The 11730-nt window shown below is 70.1% G+C and carries 13 protein-coding genes (1 of these 13 cut by a window edge); 3 read left to right on the top strand and 10 right to left on the bottom strand.

Annotation, left to right across the window (positions count from 1 at the left end):
• The 5 genes from ACO07H_RS06160 to ACO07H_RS06140 form a co-directional block, all read right to left on the bottom strand.
• Window positions 1–660, bottom strand: the 5' end (the start) of a protein-coding gene (locus ACO07H_RS06160) for a tripartite tricarboxylate transporter permease (protein WP_422012201.1). 852 nt of this gene lie to the left of the window's left edge; the window shows 660 of its 1512 coding nt (coding positions 1–660); the start codon lies at window positions 658–660; its stop codon lies off the left edge, out of view.
• Window positions 661–668: 8 nt separating this feature from the next.
• Window positions 669–1133: a tripartite tricarboxylate transporter TctB family protein gene (locus ACO07H_RS06155; protein WP_422012199.1), complete on the bottom strand. Its 465-nt coding sequence runs from the start codon at window positions 1131–1133 to the stop codon at window positions 669–671.
• Between the two features lie 152 nt (window positions 1134–1285).
• Entirely contained in the window at window positions 1286–3091 is a 1806-nt protein-coding gene (locus ACO07H_RS06150; RefSeq protein WP_422012197.1) for a GspE/PulE family protein, read from the bottom strand.
• On the bottom strand, window positions 3081–3854 hold the full coding sequence (locus ACO07H_RS06145; protein WP_422012195.1) for a spermidine synthase: 774 nt from the start codon (window positions 3852–3854) through the stop codon (window positions 3081–3083). The genes ACO07H_RS06150 and ACO07H_RS06145 overlap by 11 nt, the downstream gene beginning before the upstream one ends.
• Window positions 3855–3906: 52 nt before the next feature.
• The gene (locus ACO07H_RS06140) at window positions 3907–4437 is read right to left on the bottom strand and encodes a DNA-deoxyinosine glycosylase (protein ID WP_422012193.1); all 531 of its coding nucleotides are present in this window, start codon (window positions 4435–4437) and stop codon (window positions 3907–3909) included.
• Window positions 4438–4488: 51 nt separating this feature from the next.
• Between ACO07H_RS06140 and ACO07H_RS06135 the strand changes: the two genes are divergently transcribed.
• Complete coding sequence (locus ACO07H_RS06135) at window positions 4489–5298, top strand: mechanosensitive ion channel family protein (protein WP_422018600.1); 810 nt, start codon at window positions 4489–4491, stop codon at window positions 5296–5298.
• A 79-nt stretch (window positions 5299–5377) separates the two neighbouring features.
• Window positions 5378–6208, top strand: coding sequence for a DUF6624 domain-containing protein (locus tag ACO07H_RS06130; RefSeq protein WP_422012191.1), 831 nt, complete (start codon window positions 5378–5380; stop codon window positions 6206–6208).
• Here the strand turns inward: ACO07H_RS06130 and ACO07H_RS06125 are convergent.
• The 4 genes from ACO07H_RS06125 to ACO07H_RS06110 are packed head-to-tail and all read right to left on the bottom strand — an operon-like array spanning window position 6201 to window position 9811.
• Entirely contained in the window at window positions 6201–7019 is an 819-nt protein-coding gene (locus ACO07H_RS06125; protein WP_422012189.1) for a TatD family hydrolase, read from the bottom strand. The two genes, ACO07H_RS06130 and ACO07H_RS06125, sit on opposite strands and share 8 nt — an antisense overlap.
• Window positions 7020–7030: 11 nt before the next feature.
• Window positions 7031–7885: a formyltetrahydrofolate deformylase gene (gene purU / locus ACO07H_RS06120; RefSeq protein WP_422012187.1), complete on the bottom strand. Its 855-nt coding sequence runs from the start codon at window positions 7883–7885 to the stop codon at window positions 7031–7033.
• Window positions 7882–8562, bottom strand: coding sequence for a lipoprotein-releasing ABC transporter ATP-binding protein LolD (lolD, locus tag ACO07H_RS06115; protein WP_422012185.1), 681 nt, complete (start codon window positions 8560–8562; stop codon window positions 7882–7884). The genes purU and lolD overlap by 4 nt, the downstream gene beginning before the upstream one ends.
• A complete protein-coding gene (locus ACO07H_RS06110; protein ID WP_422012183.1) occupies window positions 8555–9811 on the bottom strand; it encodes a lipoprotein-releasing ABC transporter permease subunit in 1257 nt (418 codons plus the stop codon). Before ACO07H_RS06110 ends, lolD begins: the two co-directional genes overlap by 8 nt.
• A gap of 88 nt (window positions 9812–9899) precedes the next feature.
• Here ACO07H_RS06110 and ACO07H_RS06105 point away from each other — a divergent pair, with 88 nt between their 5' ends.
• Window positions 9900–10436: a histidine phosphatase family protein gene (locus ACO07H_RS06105; RefSeq protein WP_422012181.1), complete on the top strand. Its 537-nt coding sequence runs from the start codon at window positions 9900–9902 to the stop codon at window positions 10434–10436.
• A 6-nt stretch (window positions 10437–10442) separates the two neighbouring features.
• Here the strand turns inward: ACO07H_RS06105 and ACO07H_RS06100 are convergent, their stop codons facing one another.
• Entirely contained in the window at window positions 10443–11726 is a 1284-nt protein-coding gene (locus tag ACO07H_RS06100) for a glycerate kinase type-2 family protein (RefSeq protein ID WP_422012179.1), read from the bottom strand.
• Window positions 11727–11730 lie beyond the last annotated feature (4 nt).

The following is an 11730-nucleotide window of genomic DNA, read 5'->3' as shown; positions in this document are numbered from 1 at the left end:
GATGATCTCGCCGAAGCCGAACACACCCATGGCGATGACGACGAAGCCGATGCCGTCAGCCAGTTCGGGCTGGTCAAAGGAGTAGCGGGTGGCACCGGTGATGACGTCCGTGCCGACCTGGCCGAGCAGCAGCCCCAGCACGATCATCGCGATGGCCTTGATCAGCGAGCCCGATGCCAGCACCACGGCCCCCACCAGGCCCAGCACCATCAGCGAGAAGTACTCGGCCGAGCCGAACTTGAAGGCCAGCTCGGTGAGCGGGGGCGCGAACGCCGCGATGATGATGGTGCCCACGCAGCCCGCGAAAAAGCTGCCCAGCCCGGCCGCCGCCAGCGCTGCGCCGGCGCGGCCCTGGCGGGCCATCTGGTAGCCGTCGATGGCCGTGACGACGGAGCTGGACTCGCCCGGCACGTTGATCAGGATGGCGGTCGTGGAGCCGCCGTACTGCGCGCCGTAGTAGATGCCGGCCAGCATGATGAGCGCGGGCGTCGCATCCAGCGAATAGACCGAGGGCAGCAGCATCGCGATGGTGGCGACCGGGCCCAGGCCGGGCAGCACGCCGATCAGCGTACCGAGCACGCAGCCCAGGAAGCCGTAGAGCAGGTTCTGCAGGCTCAGCGCCGTCTGGAACCCGAGCAGGAGGTTGTTCAGCAGATCCATGCTCGTCCTCAGCCGTTGAAATAGATGGGCCAGAGCGGAATGATCAGCTTCAGTCCCCAGATGAACATGGCCCAGCTGCCGACCGTCAGCACGACGCTGCTGACCAGCACGTCACGCCAGCGGAACTCGTCGCCGGCCAGTGCCGACAGCGTGATGATGAGCGGCAGCGTGACGGCCAGGCCCAGGCGCGGCAACGCGACACCGAAGACGGCGATGGCCAGCACGATGACGATCAGCGGGCGCCAGGCGATGGCGCCCACCGGGTCGCCACCTTCGGATTCCAGCGTCAGCGCCTTGAACAGCACCACGGCCCCGAGCAGGGCCAGCAGAATACCCAGCCCGAAAGGGAAGTAGCCAGGCCCGGGCTGTGCGGACTTGCCGAAGGAATACTCCAACGCCCCCCACGCGAACACCGCGCCCACCACCAGAAACATCAGCCCGGACCAGAAGTCCCGCTGGCTCTTGATTTTCATTGCTTGTCGCCTCCGGCGCACCGCGGGAGGGTGCGCAACCTTGTTGGCGGCGATTCTGTCAGCCGACTCTCACAGGCAGCTTGTGGATTACACGTAAGGCAGCCTCGTCCTGACTCAACTCGGCGTCACGACAGGCAAGCCGCGCGTCGGCCTCAGCCTTCCCAATGCGGCGTGCTGCGCAGCACTTCTTCCACCGTCGTCATGCCTTCCGCCACCTTCATCGCCCCGGCCAGGCGCAGCGGCCTCAGGCCCTCCTGCAGCGCCTGCTTGCGCAACGCGCCGAAGTCGCCCATCGCCGTCTTGACGCCTTCCGTCACCGTCAGCAGCTCGTACAGGCCCGCGCGGCCGCGGAAGCCCGTGTTGCGGCACTCCAGGCAGCCGACGGGCTTGTACGGCTTCACCCCGCCACCCAGGCGCCAGTGGCGTACCAACTCGTTGAGGCTCTCACGCGTGACGGCCGGGTCGGGCTGCTTGCAATGCGGGCACAGCGTGCGCACCAGCCGCTGCGCCAGCACGCCGATGACCGTGGCGCTGATCAGGTAGCTCGGCACGCCCAGGTCCGTCAGCCGCGTGATCGCCGACACCGAATCGTTGGTGTGCAGCGTGCTGAAGACCAGGTGGCCGGTCAACGCCGCCTGGATGGCCATCTCGGCCGTCTCCAGGTCGCGGATCTCGCCCACCATGATGATGTCCGGGTCCTGGCGCATCAGCGCGCGCAGGCCCTCGGCGAAGCCGAAGTCCAGCACGTTCTGCACCTGGGTCTGGTTGAAGGCCGGCTCGATCATCTCGATCGGGTCTTCGATGGTCGTCACGTTGACCTCGTCCGTCGCCAGCCGCTTGAGCGTCGAATACAGCGTCGTCGTCTTGCCGCTGCCCGTCGGGCCGGTCACGAGGATGATGCCGTGCGGCTGCTTGACGAGGGTCTCCCAGCGCTCTGAGTCGTGCGGCGAGAAGCCCAGCGACGACAAGTCCTTGACGGCCGTGTCGGGGTCGAAGATGCGCATGACCATCTTCTCGCCAAAGGCCGTCGGCAGCGTGGACAGGCGCATTTCCACTTCGTCGCCACCGGGGTTGCGCGTCTTGATGCGGCCGTCCAGCGGACGGCGCTTCTCGACGACGTCCATGCGGCCCAGCAGCTTGATGCGCGAGGTCATGGCCGCCATCACGGTGGGCGGCAGCTGGTAGACCGTGTGCAGCACGCCGTCGATGCGGAAACGGATGACGCCCATCTCGCGGCGCGGCTCCAGGTGGATGTCCGATGCGCGCTGGTCGAACGCGTACTGCCACAGCCAGTCCACCACCTGCACGACGCCCTGGTCATTGGCGTCCAGCTGCTTGTTCGTGCGGCCCAGTTCGACGAGCTGCTCGAAGCTCGCCACCTGACTCTGCTCGCCGGCCTTGGCCGCGGCGCGCACCGAACGCGCCAGCGTGAAGAACTCGGTCGTGTAGCGCGCGATCTCCAGCGGGTTGGCGATGACGAGCTTGATGGGCTTGCGCACATGCGACTCGATCTGCGCCACCCAGCCGGTGTCGAAGGGCTCGGATGTCGCGATGGTGACGTCGTTGATGCCGAACTGCACCGGCAGGCAGCGCTTGGCCTCCGCGTAGCCGATGGACATCACGTCACCCACGCGGCCCACGTCCACCTTCAGCGGATCGATGCGCAGGTAAGGCAGGCCGGCACGCACGGCCAGCCATTCGGACAGCGCATCCACGTCCAGCGGCTTGCCCGTGGCGATCTGCACCAGGCTGGCGTGGCCCAGGCGCACCAGCGGATGCAGCGAACTGTCGCCGGCTGCAAAGCGCTGCTCCGTGCGGGCGGATTGCGCCTCGTCGATCAGGCCGTCCTTGAGCAGCCATTTCAGCAGCTGACGCCACTCCAGGCGCCCTTCGGACTTGGATGCGGGCGCCGGGGGCTTGGGCTTGGTCGTCATCGCAGAGGCGGGGTCAGAGGGCATGGAGGATGCTCATCGGCAGCGGCCTCACGAGGCGCAACCACTTGCGGGCCGGTAACTTGAAGCGCGATTCGATGTTAGCCGCCCGCTGCTCCAGCACATCGCGGTGCGGCACCTGCACGCCGCGCGCCGCCACGACGATGGTGTTGCCCTCCTTCGTGGGCGCCAGGCTCCAGACCTGGTCCGACCCGAAGGCGCGCGCAATGCGCAGCGCGCTGCGCGCAAAGCTCGCGCTGCGGCCGAACAGGTTCACCGTCATGAGCCCGCCGTCCGCCAGCACGCGGTGGCAGGCGGCGTAGAAAGCCTCGTCGTCCAGCACCGGCGACGCGGCGTCGTGGTCGTACAGGTCCACGTTGAGCACGTCCACCGTCTGTAGGTGGGCGTCGTCGCCGACCCAGCGCGCGGCGTCCTCGTTGACCACGTTCAGCCGCGCACCATCAGCCGGCAGGCGAAACCAGTGCCGGCACGCGGCGATGACCTCCGGGTTGATCTCCACCGCCGTCGTGCGCATCTTCAGCGGGCCGTGGCAAAAGCGCGTCAGCGCCGCCGCACCCAGGCCCAGTTGCACGGCGTGGCCGTCACCGAGCGCAGCGGGGTCGCGCCACAGCATCCAGGCGCACATGCGCTGGATGTATTCGAGTTCGAGCTGGTCGGGCTTGCGGATGCGCATCGCACCCTGGACCCAGATCGAGTCCAGGTGCAGGAAGCGCACGCCGTCGAATTCGCTCAGCGTGGCCGGGCCCCAGGTGGATGTCTTGGTTTTCATTGGCGAAGCATCCTAGGCCAAGGCGGACGGATCGCCGGACCCGGGGCACCTTTCAGTCGGCCGCCACATAAAGCCCGAGCGCCGCACGCCAGGCCTCGACCTTGGCGGCCAGGCTCAGCCCCGCGTGCGCCGGGCTGGTGGACGGCAGGCGAAGCACTGGCAGGCGCACATCACCCAAGGCCAACAGCGTCTGCTGGTGGGCGAGCGCGCCGTTGCAGGCGATGGCGTGCAGCTGCGGCAGGCGGGCCACCAGCTCGCGCAGGTCGCTGGGCTCGGGGGCCTCGATGGCGGTGTCGAGGCTGCCTTCGCGACGACACGCGGCAACCGCGTCCCACAGCGCGACGCGGTGGCGGCGCAGCGCCTGCAGCCGCTCGTCGTACGGCCGGGCGAGCAGTTCGGGCTCGCCGAGCAGCGCGCCCATCACCGGCCAGAAGGCGTTGCGCGGATGGGCGTAGTACTGCGCCGCCTGCAGCGAGGCCGCGCCGGGAAAGCTGCCCAGCACGAGCAGGCGCGCGCGGCCATCAAACACCGGCGCAAGGCCGACGAGCCGCGCGACCTCGGGGTTTGACGGCTTGGCAGACACGGCGGGTGGCTGCGACGATGGGCGGGTTTTCAAAGGGAGTGACTCGACATGATGAACACGGAAGCCATCTGGCTGTTTCTCAGCACCCAGGGCGTGGACTTCGGCCTGAAGATTCTCGCGGCCATCGCCGCGTGGGTCGTCGGCCGGTGGCTCATTTCAATGGCGCTGCGCGTCTTCACGGCGGCGCTGGAGCGCGGCCGGCGCATCGACTCCACGCTGGCCACCTACCTGCGCTCCATCCTCAGCGTGTTGCTGAACCTGGTCCTCATCCTCGCGATCCTGGACATCTTCGGCGTCAAGACCACCTCCTTCGCCGCGCTGCTGGCCGGCGCGGGCCTGGCCATCGGCACCGCCTGGGGCGGGCTGCTGACGCACTTCGCGGCCGGCGTCTTCATGCAGGTGCTGCGCCCCTTCAAGGTCGGCGACTTCGTGCAGGCCGGCGGCGTGACCGGCACCGTCACCGAGATCGGCCTGTTCGGCACCACCATCAACACGCCGGACAACGTGCACACGCTGGTCGGCAACAACACCGTCTTCAGCGGCGCCATCCAGAACTACTCGGCCCAGGCGTTCCGCCGCGTCGACTGCCTGGCCAAGGTCGCCAACAGCGTGGACCCGCTGGACGCCATCGCCCGCCTCAAGCCGGCCATTGCTGCCATTCCCAACGTGCTGGCCACGCCGGCGCCCGACATCGAGATCCTGCAGTTCACGCCCGAAGGCCCGCTGCTGTGCGTGCGCCCCTACTGCCACACCGATCACTACTGGCAGGTCTACTTCGACACCCACAAGGCCATCGTCGCGACCTTCGGCGCCGCCGGCTACCCGGTCCCGGAAACACCGATCGCGCCGCGCAACCGTTGAAGCCACGGCGCCTTGGCTCGCCTGGCTGCCTGCGTTCCGCCTTGTGGCGCCTGCCCCCCAAGCCCTGCGTTGGACCGTCATGAAACGACTGCTGCTCGCTGCCCTCTTCGTGTCTCTGGCCGTCGCGGCGGCCGAGCCGTACGCCGCCGATCTCTGGGCCGAACTGGAGCCGATGCGCGAACTGGACCAGCGGGACCGCCAGCGCCTGCACGACCTGCTGGTCAAGGGCCAGGGCAAGACTGCCGAGTTCAAGGCGCTGAGCGATGGGCAGCAGGCCATCGATGCCGCCAACATGGCGCGGCTGGCCGAGCTGCTGGACCGCCACGGCTGGCCGAGCGGCGGTCGCGCCAGCAGCACGGCCTTCCTGATCGTGCAGCATGCCGAACCCGCAGTGCAGCGCCGCTACCTGCCGCTGATGCGCGAGGCCCAGCAGCGCGGCGACCTGTCTGCGGCGGAGCTGGGCATGCTGGAGGACCGCATGCTGATGCGCGAAGGCAAGCCGCAGCGCTACGGCAGCCAGCTCGGCACGGGGCCGGGCGGCAAGCTGCGCTTCGCGCCCATCGAGGACGAGGCGAACATGGACAAGCGCCGTGCGGCCATCGGCATGGAACCGATCGCGGACTACGCCAGGCGCTTCGACCTCGTCTACACGCCACCCGCCATCAAGCTGCCGCGTGGCCGCTGCCCCACGATGCCGGTGCCGGAGGTGCCGTCATTGAAGAACGGCGACTACCAGGTTGCCGTGCGCTTCCTGCTGAAGGCGGACGGGCGCGTCGAGAACATCCGCGTCACAGGGGCCGTGCCCCGATCGCTGATCCGCGCCGTCGAAACGGCCGTCGGCGGATACCGCTGCCGGCCGGAGGAGGCCGATCAGGAGATCGTCTCGGAGTTCCGCGTCAACCTCAGCTGAACGCCGCCAGCCGCGGCAGCGCGGCGATGGCATTGGCGCTCGTGACGGCGGCGGTGCCTGCCACGGTCCAGCCGCGCAGCGCCGACAGGCTCTCGGCCATGCGAGGCAGCTCGGCCGGCTCATTGCGCGCCTGGCCCGGGTCGGCCTCCCGCTGCTGCGCGGTCTTGTAGAGCCACTGCGGCGGAATGTCCGGTGAGTCCGTCTCCATGACCAGCGCTGTCTCCGGCACTTGTGCCGCAATGCGTCGGATCTGCAGCGAGCGCTCGAAGGTCAGCGTGCCGCCGAAGCCCAGCTTGAAGCCCAGGTCGATAAAGGCCTGCGCCTGCTGTTCGCTGCCGTTGAAGGCATGCGCGATGCCACCCTGCGTGAAGCCCACGCGGCGCAGCCCGGCCAGCAACTGGTCCGCGCTGCGGCGCACATGCAGCAGCACGGGCAGCCGGGCGCGCTGGGCGAGCTTGAGCTGCTCGACATAGAAATGCTGCTGCGTGGCCGGGTCCAGGCCCGGCACGAAGAAGTCCAGGCCGATCTCCCCGACGGCGACAAGCCGCGGGTCGTCGGCGTGCTTCGCCAGCGCCTCGGCCACGCGGTCCAGGTCGCCCGGCGCCGCACCCATCACGCACAGCGGATGGATGCCCAGTGCGTAGGTCAGGTCGTGCTCGTGCGCCAGTTCGCGCACGCGTTCGAGGTGGTGCGCATTGACGGCGGGGATGACGATCTGCGTGACGCCCGCGGCCCTGGCCCGCGCGACGACGGCGTCACGGTCGGCGTCGAACTCGGCCGCGTCCAGGTGGCAGTGGGTGTCGATCCACACTGCCGGCTCTCTCAGCGGAAGACGACGGTGCGGTTGCCATTCAGCAGCACCCGATGCTCCGCATGCCATTGGATGGCCCGCGCCAGCGCCACGCACTCCATGTCGCGGCCGATGCCCACCAGCTGCTCGGGCGGCATGCTGTGATCGATGCGGGCGACCTCCTGCTCGATGATCGGGCCCTCGTCGAGGTCGCTCGTCACGTAGTGGGCCGTCGCGCCGATCAGCTTCACGCCGCGCTCGTAGGCCTGGTGGTAGGGCCTGGCGCCTTTGAAGCTGGGCAGGAAGCTGTGGTGGATGTTGATGGCCTTGCCGCTCAGGTCGCGGCACAGGTCCGGAGACAGGATCTGCATGTAGCGCGCCAGCACGACCAGGTCGATGGCGTTGTCGGCCACGACTTCGCGGATCTTGGCTTCCTGCGCGGCCTTCTGCGCGTCCGTGGCGCCCAGCAGCGGGAAATGGTGGAACGGGATGTTGTGCGACGCCGCGAGCTGGTAGAAGTCGCGGTGGTTGGAGACGATGGCCGGGATCTCGATGGGCAGGTGCCCCGTCTGCACGCGGAACAGCAGGTCGTTCAGGCAGTGGCCCAGCTTGGACACCAGCAGCAGCACGCGCGTCTTGCGGGCGCGGGCGACCAGCGCCCAGTCCATGCCGAATTCGTCTGCCAGCGGCCGGAAGGCGGCCTGCAGCGCGGTCTCTTCGGCCGACGCTTCGAACTCGATGCGCATGAAGAAACGCGCATGGTCGGCATCGCCATGCTGGTGCGACGTGAGGATGTTGCCGCCTTCGCGCAGCAGCACGCCGGTCACGGCATGGACGATGCCCGCGCGGTCGGGGCAGGAGAGCTTGAGGACGAAACGCGGCGTCATGGGGTCTCGAATTGGCCCGCGACCAGCAGCAGCTGCCGGTCGCAGCGCGCCGCCAGGTCGCGGTCGTGGGTGACGAGGACGAAGGCGGTGCCCTGCTCGCGCGCGCGCTCCAGCATCAGCGCGAAGACGGCATCGGCCGTGTCGCGGTCGAGGTTGCCGGTGGGCTCGTCGGCCAGCACGCAGGCCGGGCGCGTGACCAGCGCCCGCGCGATGGCCACGCGCTGGCGTTCGCCGCCGGAGAGTTCGGACGGGCGGTGGTGCAGCCGCTCCTTCAGCCCCACGCGGGCGAGCATCTCGGCGGCGGTGGCGCGCGCCTGGTCGGGCGTCTGGCGGCGGATGCGCAGCGGCATCGCGACGTTGTCCACCGCGCTGAACTCGGGCAGCAGGTGATGGAACTGGTAGACGAAGCCCAGATGCTGGTTGCGCCAGCGGCCACGCTCGGCCTCGTCCATGGGCGCCAGCGGCCGGCCCATCAGCGTGACATTGCCCGCGGTGGGCTGGTCCAGCCCGCCCAGCAGGTGCAGCAGCGTGGACTTGCCCGAGCCCGACGCGCCGACGATGGCCAGCGTCTCGCCGCGCTTCACGGTGAGGTCGACGCCGCGCAGCACGGTGACGTCGAGACCCCCTTCTTCGAAGCGACGGGTCAGGCCGGTCGCGTTCAGCACAAGTTCACTCATAGCGCAGCGCCTCCGCCGGCTGCACGCGGCTGGCGCGCCAGCTCGGGTACAGCGTGGCCAGGAAGGCCAGCGCCAGCGAACCGATGGCGATGGGGACGATGTCGCCCTGCTGCGGGTCGCTGGGCATCTGGCTGATGAGGTAGATGCTGCCCGGCAGGAAGCTGACGTTCAGCAGGTGTTCGATGAAGGGCACGATGACGTCGATGTTGAAGGCGATCAGCAGGCCCAGGCCGACACCGGCCAGCGTGCCGATGACGCCCGACACGGCGCCCTGCACGATGAAGATGCCCATCACGGAGCGGGGGCTGGCGCCCAGCGTGCGCAGGATGGCGATGTCGCTCTGCTTGTCGGTCACCGTCATCACGAGGGTGGAGACGAGGTTGAAGGCCGCCACGGCGACGATCAGCGTCAGCACGATGCTCATCATGCGTTTCTCGATCTGCACGGCGTCGAACCAGGTCGCGTTGGAACGCGTCCAGTCGCGCACCAGGATGTCCGGCCCCATCTGCTGGCTCAGCTCGGCCGCGACGCGGCGCGCCTCGTGCACGTCCTTGAGCCGCAGCTGCACGCCGGTCGGGCCCTCGAAGCGGAACAGCTTGGCCGCGTCGTCGACGTGGATCAGCGCCAGGCCCGAGTCGTATTCGTAGTGGCCGGAATTGAAGGTGCCGACCACCGTGAAGCTCTTGAGCCGCGGCACGACGCCGGCCGGCGTGACCTGGCCGCCCGGCGACACGACGGTGATCTTGTCGCCCTCGTGCACGCCCAGCAGCCGCGCCATCTCCGCGCCGATGACGATGTTCCACTCGCCCGGCTTCAGCCGCGCGTAGGCCGTGTCCCGGAGCTGCGCGCCCAGGCCGGTGACGGTCGCTTCCTCGGCCGGCGAGATGCCGCGGATGATGGCGCCGCGCATGTCCTCGCCGCGGGCGATCAGGCTCTGGCTGACGATGAAGGGCGCCGCGCCGATGACCTGCGGGTTCTGCCGCGCCTTGGCGGCCGTGGCCTGCCAGTCCGGCAGCGCCTGGCCCGAGTAGTTCAGCAGCTCGACGTGGGCGATGACGTTGAGCATGCGGTCGCGCACTTCCTTCTGGAAGCCGTTCATCACCGACAGCACGACGATCAGCGCCATCACGCCCAGCGCGATGCCGATCATGGACACGCCGGAGATGAAGCTGATGAAGCGGTTGCGCCGCCCGCCGCGCCCGGCGCGGGTGTAGCGCCAGCCGACCTGGAGTTCAAACGGCAAGGGCATGGGGCGGTGCGAAGGCGGGCTGCATGGGGCCGGGATGGTAACTGGCGGCCCGTGCCGACAATGTCGGACAGCATCGCCTGGACCCGCCATGAGCCTTCGTCATTCTCTGATCGCCCTGCTGTGCGCCACGCTGGCGCTGCCGGCCTCCGCCACGCCCGACCTCGTCATCCTCGTGCGCCACGCCGAACGCGCCGCCGAGCCCGCGGCCGACCCCGGCCTCACGCCGGCCGGCGAGCAGCGCGCGCAGGCCCTGGCGCGGGCGCTGGCCGATGCGCATGTCAGCGCCATCGTGACGACGCAGTTCCGCCGCACACGCGACACCGCCGCGCCGCTGGCCCGGGCGCTGGGCCTGCAGCCCCAGGTGGTGGAAGCCCGGCGCGGCGACGCCGCCGCCCACATCCGCGAGGTGGCGGATGCGGTGCGAGCGCTCAGCGGCACGGTGCTCGTCGTGGGCCACAGCAACACCGTGCCGGCCCTCCTGGTGGCATTGGGCGGGCCGGTCGTGCCTGAACTGTGCGAAGGCAGCTTTCAGCACGCGTTCGTGCTCAGGCCGGGCGCGCGGCCCGCGTTGCTGCGCCTGTCGTATGGCGAAGCGGGCGCCGCGCCGACGGCAGCCTGCCAGTGACCCGGCTCAGACGACCAGCAGCGCGCGGAAGTCGTTGACGTTGGTGAAGCTCGGGCCGGGCACCAGCAGGTCGCCCAGCGGCGCGAAGAAGCTGGCGCTGTCGTGGGCGTCCAGCAGCGCCTGCGGGTTCAGCCCCAGCGCTCGGGCGCGGGCCAGGCTGGTGGGCGTCAGCAGCGCGCCGGCATGCGGGCCGACGCCGTCGATGCCATCGGTGTCCGCCGCCAGCGCGTAGACGCCGGGCTCGCACTGCAGCGCCATCGCGCAGCCGAGCAGGAACTCGGTGGCCCGGCCGCCCTTGCCGGGCGGCCGGGCGGCGCTGACGGTCACCGTCGTCTCGCCGCCGGACAGGATCACGCAGGGTTTGGCGAACGGCTCGCCGCGGCGCGCGACGGCGCGGGCCAGCGCCGCGTGCACGCCGCCGACGACGCGCGACTCGCCCTCGATCTCGTCGCTGAGGATGTGCGCCGCGATGCCTTGCGCGCGCGCCGCGGCCGCCGCCGCCTCCAGGCTCAGCTGCGGCGTGGACAGCATGACCAGGTCGTGGCCCGCAAAACGCGCGTCGCCGGGCTTGGGCGTCTCGAACGCACCGGACTCCAGGCCCGCACGGGCGGCCGGCGGCAGCTCGATGCGGTAGCGGCGGCAGATGGCCAGCGCGTCGGCGCAGGTGCTCGCGTCAGCCACCGTGGGGCCGGACGCGATCACGGCGGGGTCGTCGCCCGGCACGTCGCTGATCGTCAGCGTCAGCACCCGGGCCGGGGCGCAGGTCGCGCCCAGCCGGCCGCCCTTGATGGCGGACAGGTGCTTGCGCACGCAGTTCATCTCGCCGATGGCCGCGCCGCTGTGCAGCAGCGCGCGGTTGACGGCCTGCTTGTCGGAAAGCGTCAGCCCCGGCGCCGGCAGGCTCATCAGCGCGGAGCCGCCGCCCGAGATCAGGCAGATGACGAGGTCGTCGGCCGTGAGGCCGCGTGTGAGCGCGAGCAGCCGCTCGCTGGCGGCCAGGCCGGCGGCGTCGGGCACCGGGTGGGCGGCCTCGACGACCTCCAGACGGCGCGGCTTGTAGCCCGGCGGCACGTGGCCGTAGCGTGTGATGACCAGGCCCGACAGTGGCGCATCGGCCGGCCAGGCGGCCTCCAGCGCCTGCGCCATCGCGCCGCCCGCCTTGCCGGCGCCCAGCACCAGCGTGCGGCCGTTCGGAGGCGGTGGCGGCAGGTGCGCGGCGAGCACGCGGCCCGGCAGCGCGCTCGCCACGGCCACGTCGTAGAGATGGAGCAACAGGGGGCGCGGGTCCACGGCG

The organism is Roseateles sp. (assembly GCF_965229315.1).
Lineage (GTDB): Bacteria > Pseudomonadota > Gammaproteobacteria > Burkholderiales > Burkholderiaceae_C > Pelomonas.
This window is presented reverse-complemented; position numbering and strand designations above follow the sequence as displayed.

Bases quoted from the DNA above. Each gene is read 5' to 3' on its own strand.
- ACO07H_RS06155 (WP_422012199.1), bottom strand. From the start codon at position 1,133: ATGAAAATCAAGAGCCAGCGGGACTTCTGGTCCGGGCTGATGTTTCTG.
- ACO07H_RS06150 (WP_422012197.1), bottom strand. From the start codon at position 3,091: ATGCCCTCTGACCCCGCCTCTGCGATGACGACCAAGCCCAAGCCCCCG.
- ACO07H_RS06145 (WP_422012195.1), bottom strand. From the start codon at position 3,854: ATGAAAACCAAGACATCCACCTGGGGCCCGGCCACGCTGAGCGAATTC.
- ACO07H_RS06135 (WP_422018600.1), top strand. From the start codon at position 4,489: ATGAACACGGAAGCCATCTGGCTGTTTCTCAGCACCCAGGGCGTGGAC.
- ACO07H_RS06130 (WP_422012191.1), top strand. From the start codon at position 5,378: ATGAAACGACTGCTGCTCGCTGCCCTCTTCGTGTCTCTGGCCGTCGCG.
- purU (WP_422012187.1), bottom strand. From the start codon at position 7,885: ATGACGCCGCGTTTCGTCCTCAAGCTCTCCTGCCCCGACCGCGCGGGC.
- lolD (WP_422012185.1), bottom strand. From the start codon at position 8,562: ATGAGTGAACTTGTGCTGAACGCGACCGGCCTGACCCGTCGCTTCGAA.
- ACO07H_RS06110 (WP_422012183.1), bottom strand. From the start codon at position 9,811: ATGCCCTTGCCGTTTGAACTCCAGGTCGGCTGGCGCTACACCCGCGCC.
- ACO07H_RS06105 (WP_422012181.1), top strand. From the start codon at position 9,900: ATGAGCCTTCGTCATTCTCTGATCGCCCTGCTGTGCGCCACGCTGGCG.